The following is a 22006-nucleotide window of genomic DNA, read 5'->3' as shown; positions in this document are numbered from 1 at the left end:
TCAAGGCTCGACTCCCCTATGCGGGAAGGTAGTTGATGGCGTGGTCCTCGGTCGCCCAGAGGTACTGGACGGCGTAGGCCCGCCAGGGGCGCCAGGCGGCGGCGCGCCCGACGAGCGCGGCGGGCGTGGCCGGAAGACCCAGGTTCTGGGCGGCCCGGCGCATGCCGAGGTCGGTCGGCAGGAAGGCGTCCGGGTCGCCGAGCGCCCGCATCGCGATCACCTCGACGGTCCAGGGACCGAAGCCGGGCAGCTCCATGAGCCGGGCGCGGGCCAGGTCCCAGTCGCTGTCGAGGCCGAGCTTGAGGGTGCCGTCGGCGAGCGCGGCGACGAGCGTGGTGAGGGTGGTGCGGCGGCTGCGCGGCAGGGCCAGGGTGTCGGGGTCGATCTCCGCGAGTTGGGCGGGTGTCGGGAAGAGGTGGGTGAGGCCGCCCGCCGGGTCGTCGACGGACTGGCCGTGCGCGCGCACGAGCCGGGCGGCGTGGGTGCGGGCGGCGGCCGTCGAGACCTGCTGGCCGAGCACCGCCCGCACCGCGAACTCGGCGGCGTCGACCGTGCGCGGCACCCGTCGTCCCGGCGCCTTGTCGACGAGCGGCGCGAGCGAGGGGTCGGTGCGCAGCCGGTCGTCCACGGCGACGGGGTCGGCGTCCAGGTCGAGCATCCAGCGGCACCTGCTGATGGCGATGGTGAGATCGCGCAGGTCGGTGAGGTGGAGCACACAGCCGATGTGGTCGGGCTGCGGGGTGAGCTGGGCGATGCCGTGTCCGTACGGGAGGGAGAGCGTGCGGCGGAACGCGCCGTCGCGCCACTCCTCCACACCCGGGACGCCCGTCGCGGCGAGGTGGCCGAAGAGGTTGTCGGGGGTGAGCGGGGCCCGGAAGGGGAGCCGCAGCGTGATGGCGCCCGGCGTCTGGCGCCCGATGCCCCGGGCGGCGCGGGCCCGCAGCTCCGTCGGGGCGAGGGCGAACACCTCGCGGACGGTGTCGTTGAAGGTACGGATCGAGGCGAACCCGGCCGCGAACGCGACCTCGGCCATGGGCAGCGGGGTCGTCTCGATGAGGAGCCGTGCGGTCTGGGCGCGCTGCGCCCTGGCCAGGGCCAGCGGGCCGGCGCCCAGCTCGGCGAGGAGCTGACGCTCGATCTGGCGGGCGCTGTAGCCGAGGCGGGACGCGAGCCCCGGCACGCCCTCGCGGTCGACGACGCCGTCCTGGATGAGCCGCATCGCGCGCGCGACGGTGTCGGCGCGGGCGTTCCACTCCGGGGAGCCCGGGGTCGTGTCGGGGCGGCACCGCTTGCAGGCCCGGAACCCCGCCTGCTGGCACGCGGCCGCGCTGGGGTAGAAGGTCATGTTCTCGACCTTGGGCGGCACGACGGGGCAGCTGGGACGGCAGTAGATGCGGGTGGTGAGGACGGCGGTGAAGAACCAGCCGTCAAAGCGGGCGTCCTTGGACTGGACGGCTCGGACGCAGCGGTCCGTGTCGGCGTGCATGGGAGTGGGGGCTACGGGGGCCATGGGTTCAGGATCCGGCACGGGGCGGGTTCTCGCTGGCGAGAATCCGACATGGGCCTTGCGGGGCCGGGGAGCGGGGTTCGGCCCCGGGCCCCTCTCCACCGGGCAGGGCTGGGCCCCGCGCCCCCCTGTGCAGCGTTGCTGCGCCCCGAGCCCCCTGTGTCGCGGGGGGGCGTCCATGCCCTTCGGGCCGCGGACCGTGCTGGGGTGCTCGCGCAGTTCCCCGCGCCCCTAAACCGCTCGGTCGGCCGCGGACCCTTCACGGTTGCTCGCGTCCGATCCGGCTCGCTTCGTCGGTGCGGCTGTTAGGCGGGGGGTTGGTCCGGGGGTTCGAGGCGGAGGGACTCGGCGAAGGTTTCGTACGCCGTCGTGTCGAAGAGGACGAAGCGGATCTCCTTCAGCGGGGCGATCCCGTGGGCACGGGCCGTGGCTACGGCGATGTCGGCTCCGTCGCGCATCGGCCAGCCGTAGATGCCGGTCGAGATGGCGGGGAAGGCGATGCTTTCCGCGCCCAACTCCCGTGCCAGCGCCAGCGATTCGCGGTAGCAGGAGACCAGCAGCGCGCTGCGGTCCTCCGTCTTCGACCAGACGGGGCCGACCGTGTGGATCACATGGCGGGCGGGGAGCAACCCCGCTGTCGTGGCGACCGCCCGGCCCGTCTTGAGGCCCTTGCCGTAGTGCGAGGCCCGGAGCGCGCGGCATGCGGCCAGGATGGCCGGGCCGCCGCGGCGGTGGATCGCGCCGTCCACCCCGCCCCCGCCCAGCAGCGAGGAGTTCGCCGCGTTGACGACGACGTCCACCTCCTGCTCGGTGATGTCGCCGCGCACCAGGACGATCTCCGCCCGAGCCCCCGTCATCGCCGGCCCTCCGTGCGCAGGCCGCGCCACACGGCCTTCGCCGCGTTGTGGCCGGACATGCCGTGCACACCGGGGCCGGGCCAGGCCGCCGAGGAGCACAGGAACACCGAGGGGTGCCGGGTCGCGTACGGGAAGAGGGAGATCTTCGGGCGGAGCAGCAGCTGGAGGCCGCGGGCCGCGCCGCAGGCGATGTCCCCGCCGACGTAATTGGCGTTGCGCGCGGCGAGTTGGGGCGGCCCCGCGATCGCCCGTGCCAGGACCCGGTCGCGGAATCCGGGCGCGAACCGCTCGATCTGCCGCTCCATGGCGTCCGTCAAGTCGCCCTCCCACCCGTTGGGCACGTGACCGTACGCCCAGAACACGTGCTTCCCCTCGGGCGCGCGGGAGGGGTCGACGAGGCTCGGCTGGGCCGTGATCAGGAACGGCGTCCGCGGTGCCGTGCCGCTGGAGGCCTGGGTGAGCGCGGCGCCGATCTCGCGGCTCGACGGCCCGATCTGGACCGTGCCGGCGACCCGGGCCTCCTTCGCGGTCCACGGCACGGGCCCGTCAAGGGCGTAGTCGATCTTGAAGGCGGCGGCGCCGTACGTGTAGCCGTCGTAGGCGCGGCCCAGACCCGCGATCCGGGCGAGGGCGGTCGGCGAGGTGTCGAAGAGGTAGGCGCGGGCCGGCGGCAGGTCGTCCAGGCGCTTCACCTCGAACCCGGTGTGGACGACCCCGCCCAGGTCGCCCAGGTACGCGGCGAGCGCGTCGGAGATCGACTGGGAGCCGCCGCGCGGCAGCGGCCAGCCCTTCTCGTGCGCGGCGAGCGCGAAGAGCATGCCGACGCCCGAGGTGGCGATGCCGCCCAGCGGGGCGATGACATGGGCGACGAGCCCGGCCATCAGGGCCCGCGCCCGGTCGTCGTGGAAGCGGCGCATCAGCCAGCTGTACGGCGGCAGGCCCACCGCGCCGAACCGGGCGAGGCCGACCGGGTCGCGCGGCAGCGCGGTCGACGGCAGCGACATGAAGTCCCGTGCCAGGACGTCCCACTTGCCGAGGAAGGGGGCGATCAGGCGGCGGTACGTGCCGGCGTCGCGCGGTCCGAAGGAGGCCGCGGTCTCGGCGACCGAGCGGGACAGCACCGCGGCCGTGCCGTCGTCGAAGGGGTGCGCCATCGGCAGCTCGGGGTGCAGCCATTCGAGCCCGTACCGCTTCAGCGGCATGGTGCCGAAGACCGGCGAGCCGATGCCCAGCGGGTGGACCGCGGAGCACGGATCGTGGCGGAAGCCGGGGAGGGTGAGCTCCTCCGTCCTCGCGCCGCCGCCCACGGTGTCCTTGGCCTCGAAGACCTCGACTCGCAGTCCCCTCCTGGCCAGTTCGACGGCGGCGGTCAGCCCGTTGGGGCCCGCCCCCACGACGACTGCATCGATCATCGACGCCACCTCGGACTCCTCACGCCACGGCCAGGGACCCACAGGATATTCCGGCGCACCGGCGATCCCGCCGGGGGTGGTGTGCGGCCGGTGAACTCGCGGCCGGACTCCGCCTTGAGCGCCGGTGCTCGGTGACCGGAACCCCCTTCTCCCTCACTCCCCCGCGAGCAGCCCCCGCACCCGGTCCGCCGTCGCCCCGTCACGCGCCGCCGTGAACGGCAGCGCGTTGCCCCCGGTGATGCGGAACGGCACCCCGGCGACCGTGGTCTGCGCGCCGCCCGCCTCGGCGACCAGGAGCAGCCCCGCCGCGTGGTCCCACGCGTACTCCCAGGAGAACGCCAGCGCGTCGAGCTCGCCGCGCGCGATCGCCAGGTATTCGAGGCCGGCCGAGCCGCAGGGCACTGCCTCCACGCCGTCGGTGCGCAGGCTCAGGAGGGCCTGCTTCTGCTCGGGTGTCGTGTAGTCGGGGTGGGAGGTGGCGACGCGGAGCACCGCGCCCGGGTCGGGTGAACCGGCGTGCAGCGGCTCGCCGTTGAGGGTGGCGCCCCGGCCGCGGACCGCCACGGCCATCTCGTCGAGGGCCGGTGCGTACGTCCAGGAGGCGAGGAGCTCGCCGTGGTGGGCGAGGGCGACCAGGGTGCAGAATCCGGCTTCGCCGCGGACGAACTGGCGGGTGCCGTCGACCGGGTCGACGATCCACACCGGCGCGTCGCCGCGCAGCGCCTCGTACACCGCCGGGTCGGCGTGGACGGCTTCCTCGCCGACGACGACCGAGCCGGGCAGTATCGCCGTGAGGGCTGCGGTCAGATGTTCCTCCGCCAGCCGGTCGGCGACCGTCACGAGGTCGTGCGGGCCGTTCTTCTCGACGATTTCGTGCACGGCGAGCTGCCGGAAGCGCGGCATGATTTCGGCGGCAGCCGCCTTGCGGACCGCCTCTTCCACCACTGCCGGTCCGTCCGCGCCCTCTGCGAGAAAACCTTCGTCGATCATGTGTCCAGGAAAGCACGCGGCACTGACAACGGGCGAGCCCCACCGGATCCCCGGGTGAACAGCGCACGGCCCCGGCGTGAATCCCGGTCGGAACACCCGCGCCGTGCCCTGCGGGGCCCAGCAGGCCGGCGCGGGGCGGCGCGGGGCGGAACAGATGCGCGTCGGATTACCGTTGAACCCGCTCGGAGCAGAGGGCAGAGGGAGGCACAACGGTGCACGGCGAATACAAGGTCCCCGGCGGCAAGCTCGTCGTCGTCGATCTGGAGGTCCGCGACGGGGTCCTGCGGGACGTGCGGGTCGCGGGCGACTTCTTCCTCGAACCCGACGAGGCGATCGAGGCGATCGACGGCGCCCTGGAAGGCGCCCCGGCCGACACCACGGCGGCCGGTCTCTCGGCCCGTATCGACGCGGCACTGCCGCCCGGCACCGCCATGTACGGGTTGTCGTCCGACGGCGTCGCGGTCGCCGTGCGCCGGGCGCTCGCCCATGCCACCGACTGGAACGACTACGACTGGCAGCTGATCCACGACGGCCCGCAGGAGCCCGCGCTGCACATGGCGCTCGACGAGGTGATCACCGCCGAGGTCGCGGCCGGCCGGCGCCCGCCCACACTGCGGGTGTGGGAGTGGGGCGCGCCCGCCGTGGTCATCGGCAGCTTCCAGTCGCTGCGCAACGAGGTCGACCCCGAGGGCGCCGCACGCCACGGCATCACGGTCGTGCGGCGGATCAGCGGCGGCGGCGCCATGTTCATCGAGCCCGGCAACACCATCACGTACTCGCTCTCGGTGCCCGACGCCCTCGTGCAGGGCCTGTCGTTCGCGGACAGCTACGCCTATCTCGACGACTGGGTGCTCGGCGCGCTCGGCGACATGGGGATCAAGGCCTGGTACCAGCCGCTCAACGACATCGCGACCGAGGCCGGCAAGATCGCCGGGGCGGCGCAGAAGCGGATGGTCGCGGACGGCGGCGCGGTGCTGCACCACGTGACGATGGCGTACGACATCGACGCGGACAAGATGACGGACGTGCTGCGCATCGGCAAGGAGAAGCTCTCCGACAAGGGCACGCGGAGCGCGAAGAAGCGCGTCGATCCGCTGCGGCGGCAGACCGGCCTCGCGCGCGAGGCCGTGATCGAGCGGATGATCGCGTCGTTCCGCGCCCGGTACGGTCTGGGCGCGGGAGGCGTCACGGACGAGGAGATGGCGCGGGCACGTGAGCTCGCGGCGGCCAAGTTCGCCACGCGGGAGTGGACGGCGCGCGTCCCGTAGAGGGCGCCGGGGGAAGGGGAGCGGTCTGCATGGGTGAGCGGCTGCCGCTGCGGATCGACGGGCCCGCCGTGCCGCCGCTGCGGGTGGAGACCGTGTCGGGCGGGCGGCTGATGGTGCGCCAGGGCGCGGAGCCGGTGCTTTTCGGGGTGCAGCGGGTCACCCATCGGGGGCTGCACTACGCGAGGACGGGCCGTTACGTGTCGCCCGTGCCGCCGCTGCGGGCCGAGCGGGCCCGTGCGTTCGCCGCGTCGCGGGACGCGCCGGGCCGCTGGTCGCACCACTTCCGCGCGGCCCTGCGGGCGAGCACCGACGGGCCGCTGCACGAGGGGGACTGGCGGCTGCTCGACTCGCTGCCGGGCTGGTTCGCGGACGCCAACTGGCCCAAGCTCCTGGCGCACGACCCCGAACGCGGCCATCTCACCTGGTTCGGCTACGGCGACCCCGTGGAGGACGCCCGCGATCTGCTGCCGCTGCGCCGGCTGTCCGCGCCCGACGCCCCGCGCGTGAAGGCCTACCGGCGCCAGTACCGCGAGGGCGTGCTGCCCCCGGTGCTCCTGTGGTGGATCAGCGGCCTCAACTCCCCCGTCGTGCTCGACGGCCACGACCGCCTTACGGCCGCGCTCGCGGAGGGCGGCCGCCCGGAGCTGCTCGTCCTGACGCGCGCCGTGCCGGACGGCTGGGCCGGGCAGGCGATGGGCCGTCGCGTCGAGGGGTACCAAGAGCACGTACGGGCCCGGGAGAGGGAGGGCGGGCCGCTCTCCGCCCTGCTGATCGCGCACGAGTCCCGCAGGTTCGCCGCGGACCTCACCGCGCTCGAAGACTCCGCAGCCCTGACCCGCGGCTGGCCCCTGGCGGGCGGCCCCGACGCCTGGCAGCGGGCCGTCGACGCCTACGCGCCGGGCTGGGCGCCCGATCCGGCGGGCTGAGGGCGCGGGGCGAGCGGCCCGAACGACAGGACGACGTACAGCACCAGGGCCGAGCCGAGCCCCACCGCCCAGCCGTAGTCCGCGAGCGGCTTCAGGAAGGGGACGAGGCCACCCGTAGGGAAGGGGCCCGCCTTGGCTCCGTGCTCGTCGAGCGTGGAGTACGAGCCGCCGACCGCGAGGACGCCGCCCACCAGGAACGCGGCCACCGCGCGCCAGTTCCAGCCGCCGGTGTACCAGTAGCGGCCGTCCTGCCGGTAGAGGTCACCGACGTCGAGGACCGTACGGCGCACCACCCAGTAGTCCGCGATGAGGACCCCGGCGACCGTGCCGAGCAGACCGCCCACCACGCCGAGCCAGGTGAAGATGTACAGCTCGGGCGTGGAGGTCAGTTTCCACGGGAGGACCAGGACGCCGACGACGCCCGTGATGAGCGCTCCCCTGCGGAACGTGATGAGCCGGGGCGCCAGGTTCGCGAGGTCGTACGCAGGGGACACGACGTTGGCCGCGATGTTGACGGAGATCGTCGCGATGAGCACGGTGAGCAGCGCGAAGAGCAGGCCGAAGACGTTGTCGGTCTTGGCGACCAGGTCGACCGGGTTCCATACCGGCACCCCGTAGACCGCCTGGGAGCCGGAGGTGACCAGGACCGACAGGAGTGCGAACGCCGTCATCGTGGTGGGCAGGCCGAGTGTCTGGCCCCAGACCTGGGCGCGCTGGCCCCGGCCGAACCGGGTGAAGTCGGGGATGTTCAGGGAGAGCGTCGCCCAGAAGCCGATCATGCCCATGAGTGACGGGAAGAACACCGGCCAGAAGCCCGGCCCCCAGCCGTACCGTGAGGGCTGGTCCAGGAGCGGGCCGAAGCCGCCGGCCTTGTGGGCGATCCAGGCCAGCAGGGCGAGCGCGCCGATCAGGACGAAGGGCGCCGCCCAGTTCTCGAAGCGGCGCAGGGTCTCCATCCCCCGGTGGATGATGGAGAGTTCGAGGATCCAGAACAGGACGAAGCACAGCCACAGCGTCCACGGCTGGCCGCCGATCCTCGACGCGTCCGCCCAGCCGCCGAAAACCTTGCCGAGCAGCACGAAGACGCCCTGTCCGCCGATCCAGGTCTGGATGCCGAACCAGCAGCAGGCGACGGCGGCGCGGATCATCGCGGGGAGGTTGGCGCCGCGCACCCCGAAGGACGCGCGGGCCAGCACGGGGAAGGGGATCCCGTACTTGGGACCCGCGTGCCCGGTCAGGAGCATGGGGACGAGCACGATCACATTGGCGGCGGCGATGGTGAAGACCGCCTGCTTCCAGTCCATGCCGAGGGCGACGAGCCCCGAAGCGAGCGTCCAGGAAGGGATGTTGTGGGCCATGCCGACCCACAGGGCGGCGAAGTTGTACGTGGTCCACACGCGGTCCTCGGGCGGGACGGGCCGCAGGTCCTCGTTGCTGAACCGGTCGCCCGGTGCGGCCCGCGGGCCTGCGGGGTCCTGGGGGTGGGGGGTGGTGGGTATGGCGGAGGCGTCGGGCATGGGCAGGCCATTCGTCCGGGGGGAGGGGTGAGCGAACAGGCCGTGCTGGCAGGGCAGTTGGGCGGAGCAGGGTCAGCGCAGGGCGGGCACGATCTTCTCGCCGTAGGCGTCGATGACGGCCTCGCGGGCGTCGTGCATGGCGTACACCGCGAACTGGTCCACGCCGAGGTCGCGCAGTGCCTTCAGCTTCTCGATGTGCGCCTCGACGGGGCCGAGCAGGCAGAAGCGGTCCACGATCTCGTCGGGCACGAAGGCGGTGTCGGGGTTCCCGGTGCGGCCGTGGTGGCTGTAGTCGTACCCCTGGCGCTGCTTGATGTACGCGGTGAGGGCCTCCGGCACGAGACCGGAGTGCTCTCCGTAACGGGAGACCAGGTCGGCGACGTGGTTGCCGACCATGCCGCCGAACCAGCGGCACTGCTCGCGGGCGTGGGCCAGGTCGTCGCCGACGTAGGCGGGCGCGGCGACGCAGATCGTGAGCGAGTCCGGGTCGCGGCCCGCGTCGGACGCGGCCGTGCGGACCGCCTTCACCATCCATTCGGTGAGGAAGGGGTCGGCGAGCTGCAGGATGAAGCCGTCGGCCTTCTCTCCGGCGAGGGCGAGCGCCTTCGGCCCGTACGCGGCCATCCAGACGGGCAGCTTGCCGTCCTTGACCCAGGGCAGCTTGAGGGGCTGGCCGTCGACCTCGGCCTCCCGGCCTTCGGCGAGGTCACGGATGACGCCGATCGCGTCGCCGAGCCTGGCCAGGGTGTTGGGCTTGCGGCCGGCGACCCGCATCGCCGAGTCGCCGCGCCCGATGCCGCAGACGGTGCGGTTGCCGTACATGTCGTTGAGGGTGGCGAAGGTGGAGGCGGTCACCTCCCAGGTGCGGGTGCCGGGGTTGGTGACCATGGGGCCCACGGTCAGCCGGCGGGTGTTGGCCAGGATCTGGCTGTAGATGACGAAGGGCTCCTGCCAGAGCACCGACGAGTCGAAGGTCCAGCCGTAGCGGAAGCCGTTGCGCTCGGCCCGCTTCATGAGGCTGATGACCTGGGCGGCCGGCGGGTCGGTCTGCAGGACGAGTCCGAAATCCATGGTGCGGTGCTCCTAGCCGAGGTACTGACAGGTGGCGCGCGGGACGTAGCAGCCGTGTCCGGCCCGGCCCGTGAACTTCCGCTGCTCGATGACGGGTTCGCCGCGCGAGAGGACCGTCTCGACCTGTCCGGTCAGGCGCCTGCCCTCGTACGCGGAGTAGTCGACGTTCATGTGGTGCGTCTCGGCGGAGACGACCTGTTCGGCGTGCGGGTCGTACAGGACGATGTCGGCGTCCGCGCCCGGGGCGATGGTGCCCTTCTTGGGGTAGAGGCCGAACATCCGGGCCGGGGTGGCGCAGGCGATCTCGATCCAGCGGCGGCGGGAGATGTGCCCGTCGACGACCGCCTGGTGCAGCAGGTCCATGCGGTTCTCGACGCCGGGCAGGCCGTTGGGGATCTTGGAGAAGTCGCCCCTGCCCAGCTCTTTCTGGCCCGTGAAGCAGAACGGGCAGTGGTCGGTGGAGACGACCTGGAGGTCGTTGGTGCGCAGGCCCCGCCAGAGCGCGGCCTGATGTTCCTTGGGGCGCAAGGGAGTTGAGCAGACGTACTTGGCACCCTCGAAGTCCGGCTCGGCGAGGTTGTCGGTGGACAGGAACAGATACTGCGGGCAGGTCTCGCCGAAGACCGGGAGCCCCTTGTCGCGGGCGGCGGCCAGTTCCGCGAGGGCCTCCTCCGCCGAGACGTGCACGACGTAGAGGGGGGCGCCGGCGACCCGGGCGAGCTGGATGGCCCGGTGGGTGGCCTCGGCCTCCAGGAGCGTCTTGCGCACCTCGCCGTGGTGGCGGGGGTCGCGCTCGCCGCGCGCGAGCGCCTGCTCGACCAGGACGTCGATGGCGATGCCGTTCTCGGCGTGCATCATCACGAGCCCGCCGTTGCCCGCCGCGCGCTGCATGGCGCGCAGGATCTGCCCGTCGTCGCTGTAGAAGACGCCGGGGTAGGCCATGAAGAGCTTGAAGGAGGTGATGCCCTCCGCCACGAGGAGGTCCATCTCCTTGAGGGAGCCCTCGTGGACGTCGGAGAGGATCATGTGGAAGCCGTAGTCGATGGCGCAGCGGCCGTCGGCCTTGGCGTACCAGGCGTCCAACCCGGCCCGCAGGGCCTGGCCCTTGGACTGCACGGCGAAGTCCACGATGGTGGTGGTGCCGCCCCAGGCCGCGGCGCGGGTGCCGGTCTCGAAGGTGTCGGACGCGAAGGTGCCGCCGAAGGGCATCTCCATGTGGGTGTGCGCGTCGACGCCGCCCGGGATGACGTAGCGGTCGGTGGCGTCGAGGACGCGGTCGGCGGTCCAGCCCTGGGCCACGGTGGAGCCGTGGGCCGCGAGCGCGGCGATCCGGCCGTCCTCGATCAGCACGTCGGCGTGCGTCTCGTCGGAGGCCGTGATGACGAGGCCGCCGCGGATGAGGGTGCGGGTACTCATGGGTGGAGCTCCCTTTCGAACACGTACGGGTACACGTGCTGGTGCTCGCGCTCGTGCTTGAGCCGGAGAGGTGCCGGCTACACGGCGCGCAGGGCGCGTTCGAGGATCGCCGCGCCTTCCTCGGCCTCCGCGACGGTGAGCGACAGGGGCGGCGCGATGCGCAGCACGCTGGTGTCGTGGCCGCCGCCCTTGCCGATGAGGAGGCCGCCTTCGCGGGCGGCTTCGAGGACCGCCGCCGCCGCCTGCGGGTCGGCCTCGTCGGTGCCGGGCCGCACCAGTTCGATGCCGGCCATGAGCCCGCGGCCGCGGACCTCGCGGACGGCGGGCAGCTGGGCGCAGATCGCGCGGAGCCGCTCGATGAGCAGTCCGCCGACGCGCCGGGCGTTGCCCTGGAGGTCGTGTTCGAGGAGGTGGCCGAGGTTGGCGAGGCCCGCGGCCATGGTGACCGGGGAGCCGCCGAAGGTCGAGATCGAGTTGCTGTCCAGGCAGTTCATGATGTCGGCGCGGGCCACGACGCCGCCGATGGACATGCCGTTGCCGATGCCCTTGGCGAAGGTGAGGATGTCGGGCGGGCCGCTCCGCGCATGGGCCTGCCAGCCCCAGAAGTGGTCACCGGTGCGGCCCCAGCCGGTCTGCACCTCGTCGGTGATCCACAGGATGCCGTGCCGGTCCAGGACCTCGCGGAACGCGGCGTACAGGCCGTCGGGCGGTGAGGTGAACCCGCCGACGCCCTGGACGGGCTCGGCGATCAGGGCGGCCACGTTGCGGGTGTGGCCGAGGAGGTCTTCGAGGTCGGCCACGCACGCCTCGATGAACTGGGCGTCGCCGAGGTGGGCGTAGGGGCCGCGGGTGCGGACGCCTCCGTGCACGTACAGCGTCTGGAGCGGGGAGAGGCTGGTCGGGGACCAGGCGTGGTTGCCGGTGATCCCGACCGCGCTGAAGGAGCGCCCGTGGTAGCTGTTGCGCATCGCGAGGATCTGGTTGGAGCCCCGGTGGGCGGTGGCGAGCAGCAGGGCGGTGTCGTTGGCCTCGGTGCCGGAGGTGGTGAAGAAGACCCGGGCGTCCGGGATGCCGGACAACTGGGCGATGCGCTCGGCGAGTTCGACCATGGGGCGGTCGAGGTAGAGCGTCGAGGAGTGGATGATCCGGCCGGCCTGTTCGGCGACGGCCTTGGTGACCTCGGGCAGGGCGTGGGCGGTCATCGTGGTGAGGATGCCGCCGAAGAAGTCGAGGTACTTGTTTCCGTCGGCGTCCCAGACGTGGCGGCCCTCGCCGTGGGTGAGCTCGATGGGCTCACGGTAGTAGAGCGCGAGCCAGTCGGGCAGGACGGCGCGGTGGCGGTCGTGGAGGCTGCGGGTCACGGCTGCACCAGCCCTTCGTAGGCGTCGGGGCGCCGGTCGCGGTAGAACGCCCACTGCTGGCGGACCTGCTCGATGAGGCCGAAGTCGAGGTCCCTGACGACGAGTTCCTCTTCCTTGTCGCTGGCCACGTCGCCGACGAACTGGCCCCGCGGGTCCACGAAGTAGCTGGTCCCGTAGAAGTCGTTGTCGCCGTACTCCTCGATGCCGACGCGGTTGATGGCGGCGATGAAGTACTCGTTGGCGACGGCGGACGCGGGCTGTTCCAGCTGCCACAGGTAGCCGGAGAGGCCGCGCGAGGTGGCGGAGGGGTTGTAGACCAACTGGGCTCCGTTGAGACCGAGTTGGCGCCAGCCCTCGGGGAAGTGGCGGTCGTAGCAGATGTACACGCCGACCTTGCCGACGGCCGTGTCGAAGACCGGCCAGCCCAGGTTGCCCGGCTTGAAGTAGTACTTCTCCCAGAAGCCCTTGACCTGGGGGATGTGGTGCTTGCGGTACTTGCCGAGGTAGCTGCCGTCGGCGTCGATGACGGCCGCGGTGTTGTAGTAGAAGCCCTCGCCCTCGATCTCGAAGACGGGGACGACGATCACCATCCCGGTCTCGCGTGCGAGTTCCTTCATCCGGGTGACGGTCGGCCCGTCGGGGACGGGCTCGGCCCAGCGGTAGTGCTCGGCCTCCTGCACCTGGCAGAAGTACGGCGCGTTGAAGACCTCCTGGAAGCCGATGATCTTCGCACCCTGCCGGGCCGCCTCGCGGGCGTGCTCCTCATGCTTGGCGATCATGGATTCGGTGTCGCCGGTCCAGGTCGCCTGGACCAGTGCGGCGCGCACGACATTGGCCATGAGCTGCTCCTTCGACGGGTTGTCAGCCAGCCAAATCCACACGCGTAGATCCGTGTGTGGATGCGACCGTAAGGCGCGTTACGCACCGTGGCAAGACCATCGCGGCTTCGGCGGGGGTGAATGCGGTGCCACAGGTCAACCGGGGGTGGACGGATTCCCCGTACCTGACGCGGCGTCACCTCGATCGGCGCCCGGCGCCGGGAGGCGGCCCCAGTTGCCGCGCCGGGCGTGACGCAGCAGTACGGGGTCGTCGCCCACCACCACCGGATGCCCCACCTCCGCGAGGAGCGGCAGGTCGGCCGCCTCGTCCGCGTACGCGTAGCAGCGGGCGGCCGGAACGCGGTGGTCGCGCAGCAGGGCGCGGGCCGCGTACCCCTTGCCCTGGCCGGTCATGGGCGCGCCGGGGCGGGAGCAGAGCACGGCGTCGGGCGCGAGGTCGCGGGCTATCGGCGCGAGCGCGACGGCGCCCGCGTGCGCCACCAGGACGACGAGGTGCCCGAGCGCGGCGTGGCCGTGCAGCGCCGCGAGGACCGGCGGGTGCCAGAGCCGGCCGAGCGGAACGGCGGGGCCGGCCAGGTCCGGGACGGCGAGGAGGGTGCCCTCCACGTCGAAGAAGGCGACGGCGGGGGGCACCTGGGCGCGGCGCCCGGGGCGGGCGCGAGTGGTCGTGTCCATTGCCAGGGACCATGCCCACCTCGGCACGCGGCTCAACCCCAAAGTTCAACGTTCTGTTGAACTCGTCCGGATTCCGGTCCCCGGGGCCCCGCCCGGCCGAGGAGCTCCGCCGGACAGGGCCTGGACCGCCGCGCCCGGGTTCTGCGCGTGGGTGAGCGTCTCCCAGGCGACGAAGAGGTCGTCGGTTCCGCTCGGGCGCTGCTTCTCGGCGAGCTTGACCGTCTCGGGCAGCGTCATGTGCAGCCGGTTCTGGAGGTGGTTGAGCAGCACCTCGACGTCGGGGCCCAGGGACCGGTCGACCCGGCCGGCGCAGAGCCAGGTGGGAGCCTCGGCGCCCAGCTGGTAGTGGGCGTGGAACTCCAGCGCCGCCTTCAGCCGTTCGGCCGTGGGCCCGTACAGGTCGATGCCCTGCTGCCACGCGGTCTCCGCGATGTGGGCGGAGGCGGCGAGGGAGTAGCCGACGTGCATGAAGTTGCGGCACGTCTCCTGACCGAGGCCGTCCTGGTAGGTGCGCTGTCCGAACCAGTACGTCGCCAGCCTGTCCGGCGTGTTCATGGTCCCGCCGGGCGGCGGCTTGGGCAGCTTGCCGTCCGACGCGAGGTAGAAGTAGGCCGGGACGCGGGCGCGGTAGCGCTCCAGGGCGTCCTTGAAGACCCCGCGGTCCTCGACGAACACGGCGATGCCGATGGCCGCGTCCGTCATCGCGAGTTCCCAATTGCCGTTGTAGTCGGGGACTTTGGCGGTCACCGCGGGCAGATACGCCTTGCGCAGCATCCACTTGAAGCGCTGTACGTCCGGTGCGCGCCACTGCGGATACCCCGCGTGCACGACGTCGGCGGCCCGCGCCCACGTCGAACCCGCCCAGGCGGTCTGGAGATCGGCGTTGCCCTCGGTGTGCCGCTTCATCACCCGCGCCCAGCCGTCCATGATCTCGACGGCCTTCTTGGCGTGCGCCTCGTTGCCGTTCACCGTCCACAGCAGCGCCTGCGTGTACGCGGCGATGGCGTCCTCACGCTCCGAAACGCAGGCGGGCGGACCGGCGTTGGGCGGGCACGGGACCGTCTCGGCGGGATGCGGGGTGTACCGCAGCGAGCCGTAGCGGCTCGCCCGCATCTTCTCGTACGCGGTGTGCCACGGCTCCTGACCGGCCCGCACCTTCTCGCGCACGGTGTCGAGCTGGCCCCGGCCGACGACCACGCCGGGGTGGTGGAAGACCAGCGTCGCGGGGTCCGCGCGGCCCACGGCGGAGGCGGTGGCCACGTGCGGGGCGGGGGCGCAGGCGGCGGCGAGCAGCGCGAGCGCGCCGAGCGCGGCGACGGCGGCGGGCCGGGCCGGGCGCCGCCGACCGGTGCGGCGACGGCTCAGTGACGGAGTGAACACGCTCCTACGGTCGCCCGGCGCATCCCGGCCCGCAGGATCTGTTGCGCCGAACAGGCAGGCCGGGACGGCATCGCGGCCGCGGGCCCGCCGGGACGCGCGCCCGCGGGAGCGGCGGGCCGGGGAGCAGGGTCAGCGCGGCGGGCCCGGCGCCGGGTCGAGGGTGACGCGGCCCAGCTCGACGGGTGCGGCGCCGGGTGTCCAGGCGTCGAGCAGTGCGGCGAGGCCGGGCGGCCAGATCTGCTCGTCCGTGTGCCGCAGCTCGTCCGGGGTCCACCAGCGGGTGCCGAGGATGCCGTCCGCGAGGTGGTCGGCCGCGACCTCGGGCGCCGGTTCCCGCCGGGGCGCCCGGTCCTCCGCGAGATAGACGTGCTCGTGCTGGCGCACGGGCACCCCGGCGCGGGTGAAGTCGTGGGTCCAGGTGCACAGGAGCGGGCCCGGTTCGAGGCCCGCCCAGCCGGTCTCCTCGTGCAGCTCGCGGTGGGCGCCCTCGCGGGGCGACTCGCCCGGATCGAGGCCGCCGCCGGGGAGGGCCCAGTGCGGCCCGGCCTCTTCGTTGTCGTACCGCAGCAGGAACACCGCGCCCAGCGGATCCCGTACGACGGTGCGGGCCGCGGCCCGCGGTGTGCGGGCGCCGGGCACGCTCACGCGGCGACCGCGGGGGGCGGGGCGCAGTCGGACACGATCTCGTCCATGGACAGGCCGAGGACCGAGGCGAGCGCCGCCACGGTGAAGAAGGCGGGGGTCGGGGCCCGGCCCGTCTCGATCTTGCGGAGGGTCTCGGCGGAGAGGCCGGCCGCGGCCGCGATCTCCGGCATGCTGCGGTCCCCACGGGCCGACCGCAGCAGCCGGCCGAGCCGCTCGCCGCGTGCACGCTCTTCGGGGGTGAGTGGGGTGCGGACCATGCGCCGATTCTAGACCCGGCGCCGCGGCGGCACTTGAGGATGCGGACGTCCACCTCCTCCGCACCCCGGACGGCGCCCCCTCCGGACGCGGGCCGGACCCGGGCCGGACCCCATTAAAATACCGGTATAGTAATGGGCATGGTGAAGATCAAGAGCGACCGGCAGATGGATGCGATGCGTGAGGCGGGGCGGGTGGTGGCCCAGGCCCTGGCCGCAGCGAAGGAGGCCGCCGCGGTCGGCGTCGGCCTCGGTGAACTGGACTCGGTGGCGCGGCAGGTCCTGGAGAAGGCGGGCGCGACCTCGCCCTTCCTCGGCTACCGTCCCGAGTTCGCCCCGGTCCCCTTCCCCGCGACGGCCTGCATCTCCGTCAACGACGCGATCGTGCACGGCATCCCGGACGACTACCGGCTGCGCGACGGCGACCTCGTCAGCGTCGACTACGGCGCACTGCTCGACGGCTGGGCCGGGGACTCGGCGATCAGCTTCATCGTCGGCCGCCCCCGCCCCGAGGACGTGCGCCTCGTGGAGACGGCGTTCGAGGCGCTGGACGCCGGGATCGCCGCGGCGGTCGTGGGGAACCGGATCGGCGACATCGCGCACGCGATCGGACGGGTCTGCCGCGGCGCCGGCTACGGCATCCCCGACGGGTTCGGCGGCCACGGCATCGGCCGGGACATGCACGAGGACCCGGGCGTGCCCAACGAGGGCCGGGCCGGCCGGGGCATGGTGCTGCGCCACGGGATGGTGCTCGCGATCGAGCCGATGGTGATCGCCGACGGCAGCGACGCGTACTACCCCGCACCCGACGGCTGGACCCTGCGCACCGTCAGCGGCGCACGGGCCGCCCACGCCGAACACACGGTGGCCGTCACGGACGCGGGGCCCAGGATCCTCACGTGCCTCTAGCGGGTCCGTGGTGCGCACCGTGCCGAGGGCGCATGAAACCCCGCACGGCCACGCGTACATGACGCATCGTCAGTTGTCGGCGAGGAATCGGTGGGCCAGCGTGTCACCGAGCGCCACCGCGGCTTCGTGGTCCTCGATCGGGTCGGCCCCGGCCCCCTTGAACAGGATGTACGTGACGTCGGACTCGGCGCCGCCCGACCGCGGGCTGGGGTCGAGCCCGAGCGCCTTGGCGGTCGCGTACGACGCCTCGCCGATGGTGCCACCGGAACCGGTGTCACCGACCACGGCGTACGCGACCTTGTCTCCGTGGATGACGGCGGCGACCCCGCCCCCCTCGATGCCGGACGCGCGGTAGTCCCAGACGGGGCCGGGGCTCGGCACCACGACGTACGGCAGTTTCGCCGCGTCGAGCGGCTCGCCGTCGCTCTGGTGGAAGCGGGTGTCGGGCTGGAACCACGGGTCGGTCTTCTTGTTGCAGACCGTGCCGCGGCGTCCGTCGCAGTCGATGTCCAGGTCCGCCTTCCAGAACACGGCGCCGTTCTTGCCGCAGACCGGCACGGTGGCCGGGGCGTCGGCGTCCGTGCGGTACTTGCCGTGGGAGATCTGGTCGCAGCCCGTCACCTTGGCGAGGAGTTCGGCCGCGCCGATGGAGCCCTCGTGCGCCGAGGCGGGCGCGCCGGCGACGGGCACGCCCGAGGCCGGCCCGCCGGCGCCCGGGACGGCGGCGCCCCGCGCGGTGGCGGGGAGGGTCGTGGCGAGCAGGGCGGCGCCGGCGGCGGCGAGAGCAAGCGTTCTGGAGCGCACGGAGAAAACCCTTCTGTCAGGAAAGGTGCTTTACCCGTTGCGCGCCCGCCGCGGCTCATGGTCATCACCGCACCGGCCCCGTCGGCGGCAGGCGGCCCGCGGCCCCCGGCGGTTCAGCCAGGGGCCACGGGCCATCCGTGGGGCCGCGAAAGAGAGTTACTGCTTTCCACTCGGATGGACCACCAGGGCGGAGCCGCCGCCCCGCCGCACCTTCTCGGCGGCGGCGAGCCAGCGCCCGTCCGGCAGGCGCTGCACTCCGGTCGCCGCGCCGATCTCGGGGTTGAGCGAGAACGAGTGGCCGAGCGCCTCGAGGCGGGCCCGCAGCGGGCTGTTGTAGAGGGCGGGTTCCAGCTCGGTCCGGGCCGCGTTGCGCTGGCTCGCGCGCGGCGCCGCGATCGCGTCGACGAGCGGCATGCCGCGGTCCAGGTGGTTGACGAGCGTCTGGAGGACGGTGGTGATGATGGTCGCGCCGCCCGGCGAGCCGAGCGCGAGCACCGGCTTGTGCTGCCGGTCGAGGACGATCGTCGGCGAGATGGACGAGCGCGGCCGCTTGCCGGGGCCCGGCAGATTCGGGTCGTGCACCGCCGGGTTGGCCGGGGCGAAGGAGAAGTCGGTCAGCTCGTTGTTGAGCAGGAAGCCGCGGCCGGGCACCGTCATGGCGCTGCCGCCGGTCTGCTCGATGGTCAGCGTGTACGCGACCACGTTGCCCCACTTGTCGGCCACGGTGAGATGGGTGGTGTCGTCGCCCTCGTAGGTGGTCGCGGCCGGGGTGCCCGAGGCCCCGCACGCGGTCGGGTGGCGCGGGTCGCCGGGCGCGAGCGGGCTGGTCAGAACGGCGTCGTCCTTGATCAGGCAGGCCCGCGAGTCGGCGAAGCGCTGCGAGAGCAGCCCCTTGGTGGGGACGTTCTCGAACGCCGCGTCACCGACCCAGCGGCCCCGGTCCGCGAACGCGATGCGGCTGGCCTCGATGTAGTGGTGGAGGAACTGCACGTCCGACGCCTTCGACAGGTCGGTCCGCTCCAGGATGTTGAGCGCCTCGCCTACCGTGGTGCCGCCGGAGCTCGACGGCGCCATGCCGTACACGTCGAGGCCGCGGTAGTTCACCTCCGTGGGCGCCTGGTACTTGGCCCCGTAGGCGCGCAGGTCCTTCTCGGTCAGGTCGCCGCGGCGCACGACGCGGGTCGAGGCGGGGTCGACGGGAGGATTGCGGACCGTACGGACGATGTCCTTGCCGAGGTCGCCCCCGTAGACGGCGCCGACGCCTTCGCGGCCCAACTCCTCGTAGGTGCGGGCCAGATCGGGGTTCTTGAAGGTGGAGCCGACCACGGGGAGCTGTCCGCCGGGCAGGAAGAGCCCGGCGGTGTCGGGGAAGTCCGCGAAACGTGCCTGGTTGTCCTTGGTCTGCGAGCGGAACGTGTCGTCGACGGTGAACCCGTCGCGCGCGAGGCGCTCCGCGGGCTTCAGGAGCGTGCCGAGGGACTTGCTTCCCCAGGCGTGCAGCGCCCTGTCCCAGGTGGCGGCGGTGCCCGGGGTGCCGACGCTCAGCCCGCTGGTCACCGCGTCCGCGAAGGGCAGCGGCTCGCCGTTCTCCAGGAAGAGCGAGGAGGTGGCCGACGCGGGGGCGGTCTCGCGTCCGTCGACGGTGTGCACGGTGCGGGACTTCGCGTCGTAGTAGACGAAGAAGCCGCCCCCGCCGATCCCCGACGAGTAGGGCTCGGTCACGCCGAGCGCGGCGGCGGTGGCGACGGCCGCGTCCACGGCGTTGCCGCCGTTCTTGAGGACCTGGAGGCCGGCGGCGGACGCGTCGGCGTCCACGCTCGACACCGCTCCCCCGTAGCCGACCGCCTCCGGGACCTTGGCCGGGGCCGGGCGGCCCGGCGGCGCCGCCGTCGTGGGCGGGGCCGCCGCGACCGAGGCCGCGATCGCGGCCGCCGCGGCGAGGAGGGACAGGGTGCGGGCAGCAGGACGACGCATGCATACCTCCCGTAGGCGAACGTCCGCGCAGCGTAGCGCCGGGCGGGGGCTCGCGTCATGAGCACCTCGAACAGGGGCGCGAACTCCCGCTAGCATGCGCGCCCATGAATGACGACGTACGCAACATCGTCCTCGGCGTGGTGGCCGCGGGCATAAGCGCCGCCTTCGGCTGGCTCACCCGCACCCACCTCTGGAAGCGCAGGCTCCGCCGCAAGCAGGCGTTCTTCGGACTGCCGGACCATTCGGAGTGCCTGCTGGTCGTCAACCGTGCCGCGACGCACGAGGGCTCGGTGCACCGCTTCGATGTGTTCGCGCTCCTCGAACTCTCCTCCCTCATCAAGGACTGCGGGGCGCACGCCCGGATCATCCAGCACGACCTCGCACAGCAGGGCTTCGGCGAGCGCACGGAATTCTGTCTCGGTGGGCCGTATTCGAATCGGCGGATGGCCGCCCACCTCGTCTCGCTGTTGCCCGGCGTGAAGATGAACGTGGATGCCGAACCGTCCCCCGACCGGGGCGCCTTCCAGATCGGCTCGGAGCGCTACCGCCTGGAGAACGGCGTCGTCGAACATGTGATCCTGGCCCGCGTCACCCCCGGGCCGGATTCCCGTCCCGTGTTCCTCTTCTGCGGTCAGTCCGCGATCACCAACCAGGCCGCCACCCGCTACCTCGCCCGCAACGCCGAGAAGCTCGCCCGGAAGTACGGCGGCGGGTCGTTCTGTCTGCTGCTCAAGGTCGTCAACTCGCAGGCCTACGGCCCCGATGTGGTGGAGCTCGTCGCCGATGTGACCCGGGTCGCGCAGGAGCCCGCCCCCGCCGTCCGCACCTCGCACCGGGCGACGGGCTGAATCCTCCCTAACCCACTCTCACCTCCAGCGCCTTGATGCCGTTGATGAAGTTGGACACGAGCCGGCGCGGCGGCCCCGCGAGTTCCGTGCGGGGCAGGACGCGCAGCGCCTCCTCGTGCAGGACCCTCAGCTGCAGCCGGGCGAAGTGCGCGCCGAGGCAGACGTGCGGACCGTCGCCGAAGGAGACGTGCGGGTTGGGGGAACGGGTGAGATCCAGGCGGTGCGGGTCGGTGAAGACGCGTTCGTCACGGTTGGCGGAGGCGTGGAACACGACGACCTTGTCCCCGGCCTTGAGGGGGCGCCCGGCGAGTTCGGTGTCCCGCACGGCGGTGCGCCGGAAGCTCAGCACCGGCGGATGCCAGCGCAGGAGCTCCTCGACGGCGGTGTCCAGGGTGACCTGACCACTCATCAACTCCCGCCGCCGATCGGGGTGTTCGGCCAGCGCGAGCAGCCCGCCGGGCGCGGCGCTCCGTACGGTGTCGTTGCCCGCCACGGTCAGCAGGAAGAAGAACATCTCCAGCTCGGCGTCGGCGAGTTCACCGTGGGCGAGCGAGGTCATGATGTCGTCGCCGGGCCGTTCCCGTTTGTACGCGGCGAGGTCCTGGGCGTACGCGAACATCTCCGCGAGCATCGCCGGCGAGCGGGGGTTGACCGGCCGGCCGTCGGCGCCGACGACCGGCGGCTCGTCGGGGTCCTGGTAGGCGATGACGCGTTCGGTCCACTCCAGCAGGAGCCCGCGGTCACCCGGCGGCACACCCAGCAGGTCGGTGAGGTTGAGCAGCGCGTAGTCGTCGGTGACGTCGGCGACCAGGTCGCACACCCCGTCCTCGGCGCCGTCCCGGGCGGCGGTCAGCAGGGTGCGGGCCCGCTCGCGTGCCAGCGCCTCGAAGCGCTCGATGCGGCCCGGCGTGAAGGCCCGGCTCACCAGACGGCGCAGCCTGCCGTGGTCCTGGAGCGCGGGAGCGCCGTCGCGGGGGCCGGGGCGGGGGTCCTGGTTGAGCATCATGCGGCGGATGAACGGCAGGTCCGCCGGGTCGGGGTCGCGGATCTGGGTGGCGCCGAGCGCGGAGGAGTAGGTACCCGCGTCCTTGAGGACCCGGACGACGTCGGCGTGGCGGGTCACCGCCCAGAAGCCGGGCCCGGCCGGCCAGCCGAGCACCTCGGGCTCCGCCTGCCACGCGACGGGCTGGTGGTCGCGCAGCTCGCGGTAGGTGGCGTACGGCGGCCCGGCCGCGTACCGGCGGGGGTCGAAGATGTCGGGCGGGTCGGTCATCACGGGTGGCCTCGGACGGGTCGGGCGCGGGAACGGCGAGCGCGGCGAACTCAGGAACGGGCGGGCTCGGACCTGGGGCG

At 72.9% G+C, this 22006-nt stretch carries 19 protein-coding genes and 1 pseudogene; 4 read left to right on the top strand and 16 right to left on the bottom strand.

What is annotated here, in order from left to right:
• Positions 1 to 16: 16 nt before the first annotated feature.
• From OOJ98_RS24930 to OOJ98_RS24915, 4 genes are all read right to left on the bottom strand, one after another.
• Positions 17 to 1486, bottom strand: coding sequence for a DNA-3-methyladenine glycosylase 2 family protein (locus OOJ98_RS24930; RefSeq protein ID WP_267058227.1), 1470 nt, complete (start codon positions 1484 to 1486; stop codon positions 17 to 19).
• A 326-nt stretch (positions 1487 to 1812) separates the two neighbouring features.
• Positions 1813 to 2364: an O-acetyl-ADP-ribose deacetylase gene (locus OOJ98_RS24925; protein ID WP_267057255.1), complete on the bottom strand. Its 552-nt coding sequence runs from the start codon at positions 2362 to 2364 to the stop codon at positions 1813 to 1815.
• Positions 2361 to 3785, bottom strand: a complete 1425-nt coding sequence (locus tag OOJ98_RS24920; protein ID WP_267057254.1) for an NAD(P)/FAD-dependent oxidoreductase — start codon at positions 3783 to 3785, stop codon at positions 2361 to 2363. Before OOJ98_RS24920 ends, OOJ98_RS24925 begins: the two co-directional genes overlap by 4 nt.
• A 144-nt stretch (positions 3786 to 3929) precedes the next feature.
• Positions 3930 to 4766, bottom strand: coding sequence for an inositol monophosphatase family protein (locus OOJ98_RS24915; RefSeq protein WP_267057253.1), 837 nt, complete (start codon positions 4764 to 4766; stop codon positions 3930 to 3932).
• Between the two features lie 212 nt (positions 4767 to 4978).
• Between OOJ98_RS24915 and OOJ98_RS24910 the strand changes: the two genes are divergently transcribed.
• Both OOJ98_RS24910 and OOJ98_RS24905 read left to right on the top strand, forming a co-directional pair.
• Entirely contained in the window at positions 4979 to 6034 is a 1056-nt protein-coding gene (locus tag OOJ98_RS24910; RefSeq protein ID WP_267057252.1) for a biotin/lipoate A/B protein ligase family protein, read from the top strand.
• Positions 6035 to 6063: 29 nt separating this feature from the next.
• Complete coding sequence (locus OOJ98_RS24905; RefSeq protein WP_267057251.1) at positions 6064 to 6960, top strand: hypothetical protein; 897 nt, start codon at positions 6064 to 6066, stop codon at positions 6958 to 6960.
• Here OOJ98_RS24905 and OOJ98_RS24900 read toward each other — a convergent pair.
• The 9 genes and pseudogenes from OOJ98_RS24900 to OOJ98_RS24860 form a co-directional block, all read right to left on the bottom strand.
• Positions 6924 to 8477: an NCS1 family nucleobase:cation symporter-1 gene (locus OOJ98_RS24900; protein WP_267057250.1), complete on the bottom strand. Its 1554-nt coding sequence runs from the start codon at positions 8475 to 8477 to the stop codon at positions 6924 to 6926. The genes OOJ98_RS24905 and OOJ98_RS24900 overlap by 37 nt on opposite strands.
• 72 nt (positions 8478 to 8549) lie before the next feature.
• The gene (locus OOJ98_RS24895) at positions 8550 to 9548 is read right to left on the bottom strand and encodes a TIGR03842 family LLM class F420-dependent oxidoreductase (protein ID WP_267057249.1); all 999 of its coding nucleotides are present in this window, start codon (positions 9546 to 9548) and stop codon (positions 8550 to 8552) included.
• A 12-nt stretch (positions 9549 to 9560) separates the two neighbouring features.
• Positions 9561 to 10964 carry a dihydropyrimidinase gene (gene hydA, locus OOJ98_RS24890; protein WP_267057248.1) on the bottom strand — a complete coding sequence of 468 codons (1404 nt, stop codon included), beginning with the start codon at positions 10962 to 10964 and terminating at the stop codon, positions 9561 to 9563.
• 77 nt (positions 10965 to 11041) lie between these two features.
• The gene (locus tag OOJ98_RS24885; RefSeq protein ID WP_267057247.1) at positions 11042 to 12325 is read right to left on the bottom strand and encodes an aspartate aminotransferase family protein; all 1284 of its coding nucleotides are present in this window, start codon (positions 12323 to 12325) and stop codon (positions 11042 to 11044) included.
• Positions 12322 to 13164: a nitrilase-related carbon-nitrogen hydrolase gene (locus OOJ98_RS24880; RefSeq protein WP_267057246.1), complete on the bottom strand. Its 843-nt coding sequence runs from the start codon at positions 13162 to 13164 to the stop codon at positions 12322 to 12324. The genes OOJ98_RS24885 and OOJ98_RS24880 overlap by 4 nt, the downstream gene beginning before the upstream one ends.
• A gap of 135 nt (positions 13165 to 13299) precedes the next feature.
• The gene (locus OOJ98_RS24875; RefSeq protein WP_267057245.1) at positions 13300 to 13839 is read right to left on the bottom strand and encodes an HAD family phosphatase; all 540 of its coding nucleotides are present in this window, start codon (positions 13837 to 13839) and stop codon (positions 13300 to 13302) included.
• Positions 13840 to 13884: 45 nt separating this feature from the next.
• The gene (locus OOJ98_RS24870) at positions 13885 to 15219 is read right to left on the bottom strand and encodes an alginate lyase family protein (protein ID WP_267057244.1); all 1335 of its coding nucleotides are present in this window, start codon (positions 15217 to 15219) and stop codon (positions 13885 to 13887) included.
• A gap of 129 nt (positions 15220 to 15348) precedes the next feature.
• Positions 15349 to 15846, bottom strand: a pseudogene (locus OOJ98_RS24865) (NUDIX hydrolase); the annotation flags it as partial.
• Between the two features lie 14 nt (positions 15847 to 15860).
• Positions 15861 to 16121: a helix-turn-helix domain-containing protein gene (locus OOJ98_RS24860; protein WP_267057243.1), complete on the bottom strand. Its 261-nt coding sequence runs from the start codon at positions 16119 to 16121 to the stop codon at positions 15861 to 15863.
• Between the two features lie 138 nt (positions 16122 to 16259).
• Between OOJ98_RS24860 and map the strand changes: the two genes are divergently transcribed.
• Entirely contained in the window at positions 16260 to 17027 is a 768-nt protein-coding gene (gene map / locus OOJ98_RS24855) for a type I methionyl aminopeptidase (RefSeq protein WP_267057242.1), read from the top strand.
• 69 nt (positions 17028 to 17096) lie between these two features.
• Here the strand turns inward: map and OOJ98_RS24850 are convergent, their stop codons facing one another.
• Together OOJ98_RS24850 and ggt are read right to left on the bottom strand one after the other, a co-directional pair.
• Positions 17097 to 17831: a glycoside hydrolase family 75 protein gene (locus tag OOJ98_RS24850; RefSeq protein WP_267057241.1), complete on the bottom strand. Its 735-nt coding sequence runs from the start codon at positions 17829 to 17831 to the stop codon at positions 17097 to 17099.
• 156 nt (positions 17832 to 17987) lie between these two features.
• The gene (ggt, locus tag OOJ98_RS24845) at positions 17988 to 19805 is read right to left on the bottom strand and encodes a gamma-glutamyltransferase (RefSeq protein WP_267057240.1); all 1818 of its coding nucleotides are present in this window, start codon (positions 19803 to 19805) and stop codon (positions 17988 to 17990) included.
• Positions 19806 to 19909: 104 nt separating this feature from the next.
• Between ggt and OOJ98_RS24840 the strand changes: the two genes are divergently transcribed.
• A complete protein-coding gene (locus tag OOJ98_RS24840) occupies positions 19910 to 20653 on the top strand; it encodes a hypothetical protein (protein WP_267057239.1) in 744 nt (247 codons plus the stop codon).
• A gap of 7 nt (positions 20654 to 20660) precedes the next feature.
• Here OOJ98_RS24840 and OOJ98_RS24835 read toward each other — a convergent pair whose 3' ends face one another.
• Positions 20661 to 21926, bottom strand: a complete 1266-nt coding sequence (locus tag OOJ98_RS24835; protein ID WP_267057238.1) for a cytochrome P450 — start codon at positions 21924 to 21926, stop codon at positions 20661 to 20663.
• Between the last annotated feature and the right edge of the window lie 80 nt (positions 21927 to 22006).

This window comes from Streptomyces sp. NBC_00083, assembly GCF_026343295.1.
In the GTDB taxonomy this organism is placed as follows: domain Bacteria; phylum Actinomycetota; class Actinomycetes; order Streptomycetales; family Streptomycetaceae; genus Streptomyces.
This window is presented reverse-complemented; position numbering and strand designations above follow the sequence as displayed.

Coding starts and splice junctions, on each gene's coding strand:
- OOJ98_RS24930 (WP_267058227.1), bottom strand. CDS start 1,486: ATGCACGCCGACACGGACCGCTGCGTCCGAGCCGTCCAGTCCAAGGAC.
- OOJ98_RS24925 (WP_267057255.1), bottom strand. CDS start 2,364: ATGACGGGGGCTCGGGCGGAGATCGTCCTGGTGCGCGGCGACATCACC.
- OOJ98_RS24915 (WP_267057253.1), bottom strand. CDS start 4,766: ATGATCGACGAAGGTTTTCTCGCAGAGGGCGCGGACGGACCGGCAGTG.
- OOJ98_RS24905 (WP_267057251.1), top strand. CDS start 6,064: ATGGGTGAGCGGCTGCCGCTGCGGATCGACGGGCCCGCCGTGCCGCCG.
- OOJ98_RS24900 (WP_267057250.1), bottom strand. CDS start 8,477: ATGCCCGACGCCTCCGCCATACCCACCACCCCCCACCCCCAGGACCCC.
- OOJ98_RS24895 (WP_267057249.1), bottom strand. CDS start 9,548: ATGGATTTCGGACTCGTCCTGCAGACCGACCCGCCGGCCGCCCAGGTC.
- hydA (WP_267057248.1), bottom strand. CDS start 10,964: ATGAGTACCCGCACCCTCATCCGCGGCGGCCTCGTCATCACGGCCTCC.
- OOJ98_RS24880 (WP_267057246.1), bottom strand. CDS start 13,164: ATGGCCAATGTCGTGCGCGCCGCACTGGTCCAGGCGACCTGGACCGGC.
- OOJ98_RS24875 (WP_267057245.1), bottom strand. CDS start 13,839: ATGGACACGACCACTCGCGCCCGCCCCGGGCGCCGCGCCCAGGTGCCC.
- OOJ98_RS24860 (WP_267057243.1), bottom strand. CDS start 16,121: ATGGTCCGCACCCCACTCACCCCCGAAGAGCGTGCACGCGGCGAGCGG.
- map (WP_267057242.1), top strand. CDS start 16,260: ATGGTGAAGATCAAGAGCGACCGGCAGATGGATGCGATGCGTGAGGCG.
- ggt (WP_267057240.1), bottom strand. CDS start 19,805: ATGCGTCGTCCTGCTGCCCGCACCCTGTCCCTCCTCGCCGCGGCGGCC.
- OOJ98_RS24840 (WP_267057239.1), top strand. CDS start 19,910: ATGAATGACGACGTACGCAACATCGTCCTCGGCGTGGTGGCCGCGGGC.
- OOJ98_RS24835 (WP_267057238.1), bottom strand. CDS start 21,926: ATGACCGACCCGCCCGACATCTTCGACCCCCGCCGGTACGCGGCCGGG.